The organism is Thalassolituus sp. LLYu03, from assembly GCF_050507655.1.
Lineage (GTDB): Bacteria > Pseudomonadota > Gammaproteobacteria > Pseudomonadales > Oceanobacteraceae > Venatoribacter.
The window spans coordinates 2,779,060-2,791,667 of the sequence record NZ_CP191496.1 but is presented as its reverse complement, the minus strand read 5'-3'; the positions used below and the strand labels follow the sequence as shown (position 1 = coordinate 2,791,667).

Sequence of the window (12,608 nt, the reverse complement as noted above, 5' to 3'; positions counted from 1 at the left end):
GTGGCGGCTGATAAAGCCGGCAACCGGATCACACGTCCGGCGCCCTGAAACGCAGGGCTTCACTGGGCTGGACGCTGGTGACGGCTGATAAAGCCGGCAACCGGATCACACGTCCGGCGCCTTGTAACGCAGGGCTTCACAGGGCTGGCGGGCGGTCTATAATGCCCGCCCGCTTTTCCCGCCCACTCCGGAGCTAAGTATGTTGCTGCAGAATACGTCAGACCTGATCACTCAGGTGACCCGCGAATCGCTGGCCAATGGTCAGGCGGTGGATGCAGCGCAGCTGATCAACGGCACTGTGCTGGTGATTGGTGCCGATGCGCTGGCGCTGTACCGTACCTGTGAGCAGATTGCCGATCCGCTGGGCAATGGTCTGATCCGCAGTGTGGCGTTGCCGCAGCCATTGCTGGCCGACGACGGCCGTTTTCTGGTTGAACACAAAGCCGGTTATGTCGGTCTGGCCGGAGGCCGGGTGCTGCTGATCACACTGAATGACGTGCAGCTGTTCGACAGTAAAAATGACGCCCTGCGTAACCAGAACGAGCGGGTGCGGATGTCACTCGCGTTCTGAGCAGAACGCGGCGACCCCTCAGCTTGTAAGCGCTGGCTGATCTATCAGCGACTCAGCGCTGGTAAAGCGTTTCCAGCGTGGCTTTGCCCAGTGCGTGGGCGTTCAGAAAATACCCCACCAGAGCGCCGGAACTGTCCGGTCCCAGATCCAGTGTGTCGGTGTTCAGCGCGAACACGGTGAACTGGTAGCGGTGGGCTTTATCTCCTTGTGGCGGGCAGGCCCCGCCGAATCCCGGTGCGCCGTAGTCGGTGCGGCTTTCGACGCTGCCGGCTGGCATGCTGTTGCCCGACGCGCCGGCGGTGAGGCTGGTCACGGAAGCCGGCAGATTAAACGCCAGCCAGTGCCACCAACCACTGCCGGTTGGGGCATCCGGGTCGTACACGGTAATGGCGTAGCTGCGGGTACCGGCGGGCGCGCCGCTCCAGCTAAGCTGTGGCGAGCGGTTGCCGCCATCACAGCCGAAGCCCTGAAATTCCTGCTGTTTGTTCATCAGCTTGCCGGGCTGCAGATCGGTGCTGGTCAGGCGGAAGTCGGCCAGCGCCGGCTGGCTTAACAGCGCGGCGGTGAGAAGAAGGAAGGTCGGTTTCATGCGGATCTCCTTGAGTACGTGTGAGACCCAGCATAGGCGAAGGCGGTTGCCATCGTGCGCCCGGAACCGCCGGATGTTCGCCTGAAACCGCCAGATGCTGCAGCTCAAACCGTCAGATGCATGGCCTTTAAATGTCAGATGCAGCGTGCGGGCCGCTCAGGTTCCGCTGGCGCAGCGGTGTTGTCACGTTGCTGGCGCAGCTCGCTCGGGCTGGTGCCGAAGCGTTCGCGGAAACGTTCGCTGAAGCGCGAGGCCGAGCGATAGCCGCAGGCGTCGGCCACCTGCTGAATGGTGTGGTGGGTGGTTTGCAGCAGATTCAGCCCTTGTCCCAGACGCAGTTCGCTGAGCAGTTCGCGAAAGCCAGTGTGCTCGTCATCGAGTTTGCGCCTAAGGCTGGATTCACTGACTGCCAGCGCCTGACAGACGTCGGCCAGTTGCCAGTCACGGCTGAGGTCGCGACTCAGTAACTGTTGCAGACGGGTGCTCATTTGCCGGATCAGACCCGAGCGCAGGCTGGCGGCAAAGCCCAGCGCCCGCAGACGCTGCACCAGTTCCGCCCGCCGCCTTGCCAGATTGTCAGCGTCCTGATGAAAGTCAGCCCCCAGTTCGAGCCACTGACGCATCAGGGTCAGCAGCAGCGGGTCGGCGGCGAAATCCCGCACCTCACGCTCCACGGGTCCCGGGTTCAGGCCTTGCAGATCACTGGCGTCAAACGGCACCACCCAGGCCAGATAGCGTCCGTCCACCGGTTGATTGGTAAAGGTGATTTCGGCGCCGGCCGGCACCAGCAGCATACGACCAGGCAACAGGCGTGTGGTGTCATGGCGGTGCAGTTGTTTCTCGCCGTTCAGTACCAGCATCAGCGTGCATTGGGCGAACGGCACACGGCGCAGATTCTGTGGCTGACAACTGGCGAACGGCAGAATCAGGCCGTTGCCGGGAGCGGCCGGCAGCTGATTCAAGACCTGAAGCAGGGTGATATCGGACATGGGAATAAGCCGGAACAGGGGCGTCCAGCTTAGCGAATCCGTTGCCGCAACGGCAACGCCGGTAAGCGGCGCATAAAAAAACGGGGGCTCAGCCCCCGTTTTTTATGGGTCGTCCGTCGTGCTTAACGTCAGATTGCCCAGCGCAGACCGGCTGCGTAGGAGTTCACCTTGGTGGTGACTTCGCCCTGCAGGCGGGCCGCGGCGGTGGTCAGGTCGTTCTGATCAATATCGCGTTGTTGCGTCATGGTGTGCTGGAAGCCCAGATCCAGTGTCAGGTCGCTGGTGATGCCGTAGCTCATGCCCAGTGACAGCGCTTTGTAATCGTCGAAGGCAAAATCCACTTTGGTTTTGTCGTCTTCAATCGGGGTGGAGTCCATGGCCACACCGCCGCGCAGCGTCAGGGCCGGGCTCAGCTGGTAGGTGGCGCCTACGGCGATGCGCTGGGATTCGGTCCAGTCGTACACCTGAGGTGCGGCGGCCAGAGCAGCGACTGTGCTGTTACGGGATTCCACCTGAATCTGGTCGTAGCGGGACCATTTGGTCCAGGAGTAGTCGGCCTGCAGCGACAGGTCGCCGAACTGATGGAAGTAACTCAGGTTCGCCACTTCTGGCGTAACCAGCTGTACCTTGCCTTCGGCTTCGGTGTTCTCAAGACCGGCCAGCGCCATAAAGGTGGCGGCTTCATCCGGGAATTCCACGGTCGCGCTGCCGCTCAGCTGGTGGGCGATGCGGGTGCGGTAGTTCAGGCCCAGACGGCTTTCCGGCGTGAATTCCAGCAGAGCGCCGGCGGAGAAACCAAAGGCGGTGTTGTGGCCTTCCATCACGAAGGAACCGTCCAGCTCGTCGGTGCCCAGCGTACTGGTGTCGATGCCGACGTCGTCGCAGCCGAGTGCGGTTTCCACTTCAGAGCCCAGACAGGCGGCCACAGTATTAATTGCCACGGCGGTTTTGGCATTCACATATTGAGCGATCATGCTGCCGCCGACGGTGACTTTATCGGACAGACGGAAGGCCAGTGCCAGACCGGCGTCGATGCCGGTGATTTCACTTTCGGTGGTCTGGTAGCGGGCGATGGAGTCGTCACCGAAATCGGTGCCGGTGGCGTAAGGCGCATTGACGAACAGACCCATGCTGAAGCCGTCGCTGAGACTGCGCACCATGTAGAAGGTCGGCAGCAGGTCGGAGCTTTCCGTCTTGGCGTCTTTACCGGTAATCGGGGCGCTGCCCACGGTTTCGGCGCTGCCATCCAGTTCGGAGCTCACGTCGATGAGGGCAACGTTGATCACCACTTCGTCCTTCACCTTGATCATGGCCGCTGGTGCGTAGAACGCGGTGGACGCGTCGCTGCCCGAGGCGGCACCACCCGAGAAGGCATCACCCAGTCGCAGTGCGGATTGTTCATCAACGTAGTAACCCTGAGCGCTGGCCAGTGAACTGAGCAGCAGGGCAGGTAAACCGGCGCTGCATAGGCGGACGGCGCGGGACAGGATTGAGTGCTTCATGGTGATCTCCAACTGCTATTGTGATTATTGGTACTACAGTATTGGAACTAAAGTACATAAAACACAAAGGAATGCCAACGCTCCGGACGGGCCAGATTGTCCGACGTGGCAGATACAGTGGGGTTTGTCACACTTTGCGCGGCATCAGCCGTCGCAATGGGGCGGCGCTGCCGTCATGGGCTGAGCGCAGACGCGGTTGCGCCCCTGCTCTTTGGCGCGGTAGAGCGCTTTGTCAGCCGCTTCGTAGAGCAAGTGCTGGTCTTCGCGGTTGCCGGGAATGGTCGCGCACAGGCCCACGCTGACCGTTACGCCCAGTTCCAGATCATCGTGGCGGATGCGGGTAACACTGACGCGCTTGCGCAGTTGCTCGGCCACGGTCACGGCGCCTTCGGTATCGGTCATCGGCAGCAGCACGGCGAACTCTTCACCGCCATAGCGGTACACGGTATCCATCGGCCGGCGCAGCACCTGCTGCATCATGGCGGCGACTTTCTGCAACACGGTATCACCGGTCTGGTGACCGTAGGTGTCGTTGAACTGTTTGAAATGGTCGATATCGATCAGCAGCAGCGCCAGTGGTCGCTGCTGGCGATAGGCTTCCTGATACAGGGTGAAGAAGCGCTGGTCGAAACAGCGGCGGTTGCGCACCTGCGTCAGGGCATCAGTAGTCGATTCTTCCTGCAGGCGGCGGTTGGCCTGTTCCAGCTCGGTGGTGCGCTCGCGCACTTTGTTGTCGAGCACCACATTGGCTTCGCGCTGCATGGAGATGATCACATCCTGCGCGGCGATGCGTGCCATGCGCTCGCGGTTATGACGGTCGGCCAGACTCAGCGCCAGCAGAATCACCTGAATGATGTGTCCGACTTCCGCCGAGTGACTGGTGAACATGTTCACCGGAATCAGTCCGAAATGCTGCAGGGCATACACCCCCAGCCCGGCCAGCAGGAACGACAGGGCGACGAAGAACAGAAACACGTCGCGCGAGCGGGTTTCACGCCACAGAATCAGCCCCAGCCCGAAGGACGTCATGGTCATGACCACCGCCAGTCCGGACAGCAAACGTATCATCAGCGAGTAACTGGCGATCAGCGACAACAGGCCCAGGCCGACGGCGGTGGCGACCAGCACCAGATACAGGCGGTACATGCCCGGATGCAGCTTGGCTAGGCGCAGAAAGCGCATGCCGAACATGGCCGTCAGTACCTCGGCCAGAGCAATCGACAACAGCACCATCAGGTCGTTGAAGTACGGGCTTTCCGGCCAGAAGAAGGCATAGGTCCAGCCGTGCAGGTTGGCCATCATCAGTGCGATCGAGCCAATACTGCCGGCGTAGAGCAGAAACAGCAGGTCGCGGCTGATCAGATAAATGAGCAGGTTGTACGCCAGCATGCTGAGTAACACCGCATGAAACGCCGCGTCGGCGGCAACCGGCGCGCTGCGCTGCTGCCAGTAGTCGGCGGCGGGCAGAATCTGCATCGGAAACTGCACCGACGATTCGCTGTGCGCCTGTATGTAAAGGGCGTCCGGCGCCGGGTCTGACGAAAACGCCAGAGCAAAACCGGGCACGCTGATGCGCCGCTGGCGGTAAGGCAGGTTGTTACCGGTTTCGAGCTGGTCGATGATCTGACCGTCGCGCACCAGATACAACGTCAGGTGATCGATCAGGGGGTAGCCCGCTTCGGCGATCCAGTCGCCCGGGATTTCACTCAGCGGGAACTGCGCCAAGGGGATTCGCACCCAGTACCAGGCGGTGTCGAAGCCGAAGTTAAGGCGGTCACCCGATGCGTCACGCCAGCCGCTGGTCGCCACGGCCTGAGAGAAATTCAGCGGCTGGTCGCTGCGCAGATATTGGGCACGGATATCCGCCGGTCCGGGCAGGGGACCGGCCATCACGCCCAGTGCCCACAGGGCCAGCAACAATGGCAGCAGATACGCGGATAATTTCAGCTGTGACAGCGGTCGGCCAGGCACAAATTCTCAACCAGTCGGGGAATGTGTTTTGAGTATAGTTACAGATCGTCGTGATTCCTGCCGAGCCGGGTTATCATGAGCCATCCTTGAAAAACCGGTATCCGCCGCCGGACACCCGCGGCCCTTACCCATTGGGAGACACCTTTTGCCTGTCAGCAGTTTTTACTCATTCGTCATCGGCGCCAACCGCCCGGTCGGGCACTTCCTGACCCGCTCTCTGGCGGCCCAGAATCTGGGTTATAAGGGCTACGCGCTGGATCAGCGTGAGCGCATTCCGGTGCTGTCGAATGCGCGCCCTTTCTTTGTGCTGGTGCCGTCGCTGTTTCACCCGGAAGACTATGCGCACATTCCCTACTGGCTGGATCAGGCGGAAGAGCAGGACATTCCTGTGGTGTTTATGTCGTCACTGGCGATTTTCCGCGCCCGTGCCGATGGCCCGTGGAAGGAGCAGGATGAGGAATTTGCCAGCACAGAGCTGGCCGGCGACCTGCTGGCGCTGGAATCCATGGTGCGCAAGAACCGCCGCCACCTGATTTTGCGTATTGGTCAGGGCTTCTCGTTTATGGCCGACGATTTCGCCAATCGTCTGCTGACCAGCATCCGTGATGATCAGGTGCTGACGCTGGATATGCAGCGCAAATTCAGCCCGACGCCGGCCGACGATATCACCGAGGTGCTGATTGCCATCCTCAAGCAGGCTGCCTGCTGCGATGATTTATGGGGAACCTACCATTTCAATGGCGTAGAACCTGTGTCGTCGTATGCGTTTGCCGAGGCATTACTGGCGGAGGCCGGTCAGTACGAAGACCTGACCAATGTTGAGCTGAAGTCGCAGGAGGGCGGCAGTATGCCGGCGATCTGGGTGCCGGTGGGCGATAACACCTTGCTGTTCCACACCTTTGGCATCAAGCCTAAGGCCTGGCGTAAAGGCCTCAGCCGGCTGGTGCGCCGGTACTATCGGGCAGAGGGTTAAGCAAGAGAGCGGAGCAAGAGGGCTGACCAGAGGCCAGTCGGGGCGCTGAAAGGCTCAGCCGTTCAGCGCTGCGGATTCCTGATACAGCTTCATCAGCTTATCGGTAATGATGGTGCGGATACCTTCGCGTTCCAGCGACGACATCGCGGTCAGTTCTTTCAGGCGCAGACGGTGCAGGTGCAGACACGGCATCTGTTCGTTGAATTCACGCAGGTCACCTTTCATCAACACCGGCAGGAACGGGTCTTCGGTGTTGGAGCGACGCAGAATCTGGCGGATACCTTCCTGAAACGGAATCGGCACACTGCGCACGTTTTTGTCTTTGTGCGAAATCACCAGATACAGACCCTTCTTACCAATCAGGTTACCCGGAATCACATGCAGGCCGGTGGACTGCACCGCGTCAGCACGCAGATGGCTGAAGGTATCGTGGAAGGCATATGGGTCGGGCAGAATCACCATCTGACGGTTGGCTTCTTCCGGAAAGAAGATGCTGTAGTTGGTGTACAGCTGGCGGACGGACGACGAGAACACACAAAAGCGATTTTCAAACTGCTTAACAAAAGACATGGCGCGCTGATGTTCATGGATCTTCTCGAGATCCCACACCAGATCAGAATTTTGTTGATTACTTAATGCGCTCATCGGCTCATCCTCTCACTTCGCATCACTCGGATGCACACTTGCATATTAGGCTGTTTGTTTCTGAGAAATCGGAACTTGCGCACATTTTGACAACTTGTGACAATTTTTGTCACCTCAGTTACAAACTCGTCAACCACCACTGAACAACCGCTGTTTTCTTCATGGAAGACAGTATTGCCATCAGGGTCAATGAATTCTGTGCGTTCTTTTACGCCACAAGTGTTAACCGGTTGGCAGCTTTACACCTGTTAACATAACCGTCAACTCGCTTAACAAAAGCCAGGCATCGCCGCCGGCGCCTTTGGCCGCGCCGTCAGTGGCTTCGGCCTTCTGTAAAGCAGAATGTAAAGTCTGAATGTTAAGGTTTTGCAGTGCCTTTTTATAAGGGGGTTGCTGCTTCGGCCAGATATTCTGGTTCTTAAAGGCCTCGGACAGCTGTTGGCCACTCATGCCATTCATGCTGATGAGCTGACGGATTTTGCGCGTCAGGGCCCCCAGAATCATCAGAGGCTCTATGCCTTCAGCGCGCAGGTGAGAAAGGATACGGCTGGCTTCGGCCAGATTGCCGAGCAGGCAGGTGTCAGCCAGACCAAAAGCGTCGTAGCGGGAACTGTCGCCGATGGCTTCGGTGACCATGTCTTCGCTGATCATATGGGTGCCGAGCAGACGCAGCTTTTCAATTTCCTGCACGGCGGCAAGCAGGTTGCCTTCGGTCTGGTGGGCCAGTGCTGCCAGGGCGGCGGGTTCAATCTGTAATCCGGCCTGCTGCAGACGACGCTTCAGCCAGCCCGGGTATTCATTGCGTTCAATGGGCCATACCGGCAGGAACACGCCGGTCTTTTCCAGCGCTTTGAACCAGCCGCTGCGTTGGGCTGTGCTGTCCAGACGCGGACAGACAACCAGCAGAATGTTGTCGGGGGAGGGCTGCTCGGCCAGTTGTTGCAGAACAGCGCCTTTATCTGAGGGTTTGCCGTTGGGGATGCGCACTTCCAGAATGCGCTGACTGGCGAACAACGACATGGCGTTCGCCTCTTCCAGCAGGCTGCGCCATTCGAATCCGGCTTCGGCGTGAAACAGCTCGCGCTCGTCAATGCCGGCCGCACGGGCGGCGGCGCGGATGGCGTCGCAGGATTCCATGATCAGCAGCGGATCGTCACCGGATACCAGATAGCAGGGGGCAAGCCCTTTGCTCAGGGTTGCCTGCAGCTGATCCTGACGGATTTTCACCCGGCGTTTTCCTGAGAAGGCTGATCTGGCGCCTCGTCGCTGGCGGGCGTCAGCGATTTGCCCTGCGTTTCGATGGCCTGCAGCTGGCGCAGCAGTTTGCGCACCAGTTCGCTTTCCATGTCGGAACGTTGCTGGGCTTCGGCGCTGGCGGTACCCACTACGTTGTTGACGTCGTTGGTCAGCAGGCGGCGGGCTTTCAACTCCAGCGGAAATTCTTCGTCGCTGGCGGCGCGCAGCAGACGGGCCGTCAGACGGCCGTTCAGTTCGTACTCGCCGACCTGACCGTTGCTGTTCACCGACAGGGTGCGTTTTTCGATCTGTACGGTATCAATCTGCAGCACGGCGATGCCGTCTTCGGCCGCCGTGGTCAGGGTCACACCGTTGAACTCCAGCTGCAGCTTGAGCTTGCGGTCGAAACTGTTGCCGGCCTGACTCTGCAGATACAACACTTTGAATTGTTCAGGAATGGGCATAACACCGCGCAGGTGCCAGCCGCAGCCAGAAAGCAAAGTGAGGGTCAGAAGCAGAGTCAGCAAGCGCACAGTGATTTCCTATCAGTTGGCCACGATGTTAACCAGCTTACCCGGTACGACAATCACCTTACGCACGGTGACGTCTTCCAGCTGCTGGGCAACCGCTGCTTTGGCGGCGGCTTCCATATCGTCTTTGGAAGCGCTGGCGGCCACTTCGATCTTGGCGCGCAGTTTACCGTTCACCTGCACCACCACTTCGAGTGAGTCACGCACCAGTGCGCTTTCATCCACGGCAGGCCAGGCGGCATCCAGTACCAGACCGGCGTTGCCAAAGGCTTCCCACAGACGCTGGGCGATGTGCGGCGCAATTGGTGACAGCATGCGGATCACCGCATCCAGACCTTCGGCCACCACAGCGCGGCTGCCGTTGGAGGTCAGATCCAGCTTCTGCAGGGTGTTCATCAGCTCCATCACAGCGGCGATGCCGGTGTTGAAGTTGTAACGACGGCCCACGTCATCGCTCACTTTCTGAATGGTTTCGTGCACTTTACGGCGCGCGTCTTTTTCGTCTTTGCTCAGTTCCGCCGCGTTGCCACGGTCAGCCTGTTGCAGCAGCTCGAAGCTCAGACGCCATACGCGCTGCAGGAAGCGCTGGGCACCCTGAACGCCGGAGTCGGACCATTCCAGCGTCTGCTCTGGTGGCGCGGCGAACATGGTGTACAGACGCACGGTGTCGGCGCCGTACTGGTCGATGGCTTCCTGTGGGTCCACGCCGTTGTTTTTCGACTTGGACATCTTGCTCATGCCAGCGGCTTTCAGCTCGAGGCCGTCTTCCGCGCGCTTGGCGCCGGTTACGCGGCCTTTCTCGTCGCGCTCAACGGTGACATCCAGCGGATTAACCCACTCTTTGGCGCCGTTTTCGGTGGTGTAGTAGAAAGCATCCGCCAGCACCATGCCCTGACACAGCAGGTTGTTGAACGGCTCGTTGCCCGGAACCAGACCGGCGTCACGCAGCAGTTTGTGGAAGAAACGGGCGTACAGCAGGTGCAGAATCGCGTGTTCGATACCACCGATGTACTGGTCGACCGGCAGCCAGTAGTTGGCTTCTTCCGGGTTCACCATGTGCTGGTCGTCCTGCGGTGAGCAGTAACGGGCGTAGTACCAGGACGACTCCATAAAGGTGTCGAAGGTATCGGTTTCGCGGAAGGCCGGTTCGCCGTTGAATTCGATGTTCTCAAATTCCGGGTTGTTCTTGATCGGTGAGTTCACACCGTCCATCACCACGTCGGTCGGCAGAATCACCGGCTGCAGGCTCTCTGGCGCTGGCAGGGTCTCGCCGCTCTGGGTACGGATCACAGGAATCGGCGCGCCCCAGTAACGCTGGCGGCTGACGCCCCAGTCGCGCAGGCGGTAATTCACTTTGATCTCGCCTTTGCGCTCGTTTTCGAGGCGGGTGGCGATGGCGTCGAAAGCGCCATCAAAATCGAGGCCGTCGAATTCGCCGGAATTGATCAGGGTGCCTTTTTCGGTGAAAGCGGCTTTGCTCAGGTCGATCTCTTCGCCATTGGCTGGTTCGATGACCTGCTGAATTTCAATGCCGTATTTCTGTGCGAATTCCCAGTCGCGCTGATCGTGGGCCGGTACGGCCATCACAGCGCCGGTACCGAATTCCATCAGCACGAAGTTAGCGACCCACACTGGCACTTCTTTGCCGGACAGCGGGTGAATGGCGGTAAATCCGGTGGCCATGCCTTTCTTCTCGGCGGTGGCCAGATCCGCTTCGGCGGTACCGGTTTTGTTGCAGTCTTCAATAAAGGTCGCCAGCGCCGGGTTGGTGGCAGCGGCTTCTTTTGCCAGTGGGTGACCGGCAGCCACCGCCACATAGCTCACGCCCATCAGGGTGTCCGGACGGGTGGTGTAGATTTCCAGTTCATCGGCGCGGTCTTTGAGGCCGAAGGTCATCTGCACGCCACGGGATTTACCGATCCAGTTGCGCTGCATGGCTTTAACCTGTTCCGGCCAGCCGTCGAGCTGGTCGAGGTCGTTCAGCAGTTCTTCGGCGTAATCGGTGATGCGGATAAACCACTGCGGAATTTCTTTGCGCTCAACCACAGAGTCACAGCGCCAGCAGCAGCCGTCGATCACCTGTTCGTTGGCCAGAACGGTCTGGTCGTTCGGACACCAGTTCACCGCCGACACTTTTTTGTAGGCCAGGCCTTTGTCGATCAGTTTGGTGAAGAACCACTGTTCCCAGCGGTAGTATTCCGGCTTACAGGTCGCCAGTTCGCGGTTCCAGTCGTAGCCGAAACCCAGCGATTTCAGCTGGCCTTTCATGTAAGCGATGTTTTCGATGGTCCACTTGGCCGGTGCCACTTTGTGCTTGATCGCCGCGTTTTCGGCCGGCAGACCGAACGCGTCCCAGCCCATTGGCTGCATCACGTTCTTGCCCTGCATACGCTGGTAGCGGGAGATGACGTCACCGATGGTGTAGTTACGCACGTGACCCATGTGCAGTCGGCCGCTCGGGTACGGGAACATCGACAGGCAGTAGAATTTCTCTTTGTTGCTGTCGACGACGGCTTTGAATACCTGATTTTCTTCCCACTGTTGCTGCACAGCAGGTTCAATATCGCGGGGGCTGTAGGTCTCTTGCATCATGGTGATCAGTCGGTTTCGCGGGCAGTTTTGAAAGCGCAGAAGTGTACCTGAATGCGCCCGGTGAGCCTAGCGAGAGTCGCGTTCTGACCGGTGCCGGCTGAGCGGGACGATAACCGCTGCGCATTTGCCGGCGGAACTCGCTTGATTCAGGTCAGCGTTTATTAGAGATTCCTTAAGCCGGCTGGTTTGGCCACTTGGCCTGTCTGGCTGAAGTGCGTATGTTTACCGCCTTTCCAAGGCATTGGTAAACCATTTCACTGTAGAGGAAGTTATCGTTATGGTTAAAAAACTGCTGCTCGCACTCTGTCTGTTCACACCGTTTGTGGCTGCGGCCGACAGTGTGGAGTCCATGCTGCAGGAGATGGCCATCATCGAAAACAACTCCGCCCTGTTGGCGGCGGCGCGTAAAGACGGTGAAGAGCGTGCCTCGCTGTGCGTGCACTGTCATGGCGAAGACGGCAACGCCAAGCGCGATTACATCCCCAATCTGGCCAGCCAGAACGCCTCTTACCTGTTCACCCAGTTTGAGCATTTCGCCAGCGGCGCACGCAAAAACTACGTGATGAGCAAACTGGCCGGCAACCTGACCAAAGATGACCGCATCAACATCGCCCTGTTTTTCTCGCGCATGGACGTTAAACCGCGTCCGCAGCCGGTGGCGACCAATGCCGGCGGCGAGGCGCTGTACAACAGTGTGTGCTTTGTCTGCCACGGCAAAGAAGGTTACGGCAGCCAGCAGTACCCGCGCATCGCCGGTCAGCCGTACGATTACCTGAAAGACACACTGATGAAATTCCTGAACAACGACCCTGAGCGTCAGAACTCACCGATGATGGGAGTTATACGCTCGATGAACGAAAAGCAGCTCGACGACGTGGCCGCCTACGTGGCCAACTTACCCTGAGCCGCGGCTCCGTCAGGGGCGCTGACGACCATGCGAAACGGGCCTTAGGGCCCGTTTTTGTTTCCGGCCTGCTGCACAGTCTGAGGTACACTCTGCGCTTTCTCTT

Annotated in this window: 11 protein-coding genes; 3 read left to right on the top strand and 8 right to left on the bottom strand. The window is 59.4% G+C overall.

The genetic code is table 11. From position 1 onward, the window contains the following. Positions 1-199: 199 nt before the first annotated feature. Entirely contained in the window at positions 200-571 is a 372-nt protein-coding gene (locus ACQUQU_RS12635; RefSeq protein WP_430460052.1) for a hypothetical protein, read from the top strand. Positions 572-623: 52 nt separating this feature from the next. Here ACQUQU_RS12635 and ACQUQU_RS12630 read toward each other — a convergent pair whose 3' ends face one another. The 4 genes from ACQUQU_RS12630 to ACQUQU_RS12615 form a co-directional block, all read right to left on the bottom strand. Beyond that, positions 624-1,160, bottom strand: coding sequence for a YbhB/YbcL family Raf kinase inhibitor-like protein (locus ACQUQU_RS12630; protein WP_430460051.1), 537 nt, complete (start codon positions 1,158-1,160; stop codon positions 624-626). Positions 1,161-1,294: 134 nt separating this feature from the next. Then, positions 1,295-2,149: a helix-turn-helix transcriptional regulator gene (locus ACQUQU_RS12625; protein ID WP_430460050.1), complete on the bottom strand. Its 855-nt coding sequence runs from the start codon at positions 2,147-2,149 to the stop codon at positions 1,295-1,297. A gap of 128 nt (positions 2,150-2,277) precedes the next feature. Next, positions 2,278-3,651, bottom strand: a complete 1,374-nt coding sequence (locus tag ACQUQU_RS12620; protein ID WP_430460049.1) for an OmpP1/FadL family transporter — start codon at positions 3,649-3,651, stop codon at positions 2,278-2,280. A gap of 144 nt (positions 3,652-3,795) precedes the next feature. Beyond that, a complete protein-coding gene (locus tag ACQUQU_RS12615) occupies positions 3,796-5,622 on the bottom strand; it encodes a sensor domain-containing diguanylate cyclase (RefSeq protein WP_430460048.1) in 1,827 nt (608 codons plus the stop codon). A 145-nt stretch (positions 5,623-5,767) separates the two neighbouring features. Between ACQUQU_RS12615 and ACQUQU_RS12610 the strand changes: the two genes are divergently transcribed. Then, positions 5,768-6,595, top strand: a complete 828-nt coding sequence (locus ACQUQU_RS12610) for a sugar nucleotide-binding protein (protein ID WP_430460047.1) — start codon at positions 5,768-5,770, stop codon at positions 6,593-6,595. 54 nt (positions 6,596-6,649) lie between these two features. Here ACQUQU_RS12610 and ACQUQU_RS12605 read toward each other — a convergent pair whose 3' ends face one another. The 4 genes from ACQUQU_RS12605 to leuS form a co-directional block, all read right to left on the bottom strand. Further along, a complete protein-coding gene (locus ACQUQU_RS12605) occupies positions 6,650-7,240 on the bottom strand; it encodes a hypothetical protein (protein WP_430460046.1) in 591 nt (196 codons plus the stop codon). 222 nt (positions 7,241-7,462) lie between these two features. After that, positions 7,463-8,467, bottom strand: a complete 1,005-nt coding sequence (gene holA / locus ACQUQU_RS12600) for a DNA polymerase III subunit delta (RefSeq protein ID WP_430460045.1) — start codon at positions 8,465-8,467, stop codon at positions 7,463-7,465. Next, positions 8,464-9,003, bottom strand: a complete 540-nt coding sequence (gene lptE, locus ACQUQU_RS12595) for an LPS assembly lipoprotein LptE (RefSeq protein ID WP_430460044.1) — start codon at positions 9,001-9,003, stop codon at positions 8,464-8,466. Before lptE ends, holA begins: the two co-directional genes overlap by 4 nt. An 18-nt stretch (positions 9,004-9,021) precedes the next feature. Continuing rightward, positions 9,022-11,595 carry a leucine--tRNA ligase gene (gene leuS, locus ACQUQU_RS12590; RefSeq protein ID WP_430463040.1) on the bottom strand — a complete coding sequence of 858 codons (2,574 nt, stop codon included), beginning with the start codon at positions 11,593-11,595 and terminating at the stop codon, positions 9,022-9,024. Between the two features lie 280 nt (positions 11,596-11,875). Between leuS and ACQUQU_RS12585 the strand changes: the two genes are divergently transcribed. Continuing rightward, positions 11,876-12,502, top strand: coding sequence for a c-type cytochrome (locus tag ACQUQU_RS12585; protein WP_430460043.1), 627 nt, complete (start codon positions 11,876-11,878; stop codon positions 12,500-12,502). Positions 12,503-12,608: the final 106 nt, after the last annotated feature.

Coding starts and splice junctions, on each gene's coding strand:
- ACQUQU_RS12635 (WP_430460052.1), top strand. CDS start 200: ATGTTGCTGCAGAATACGTCAGACCTGATCACTCAGGTGACCCGCGAA.
- ACQUQU_RS12630 (WP_430460051.1), bottom strand. CDS start 1,160: ATGAAACCGACCTTCCTTCTTCTCACCGCCGCGCTGTTAAGCCAGCCG.
- ACQUQU_RS12625 (WP_430460050.1), bottom strand. CDS start 2,149: ATGTCCGATATCACCCTGCTTCAGGTCTTGAATCAGCTGCCGGCCGCT.
- ACQUQU_RS12620 (WP_430460049.1), bottom strand. CDS start 3,651: ATGAAGCACTCAATCCTGTCCCGCGCCGTCCGCCTATGCAGCGCCGGT.
- ACQUQU_RS12605 (WP_430460046.1), bottom strand. CDS start 7,240: ATGAGCGCATTAAGTAATCAACAAAATTCTGATCTGGTGTGGGATCTC.
- leuS (WP_430463040.1), bottom strand. CDS start 11,595: ATGCAAGAGACCTACAGCCCCCGCGATATTGAACCTGCTGTGCAGCAA.
- ACQUQU_RS12585 (WP_430460043.1), top strand. CDS start 11,876: ATGGTTAAAAAACTGCTGCTCGCACTCTGTCTGTTCACACCGTTTGTG.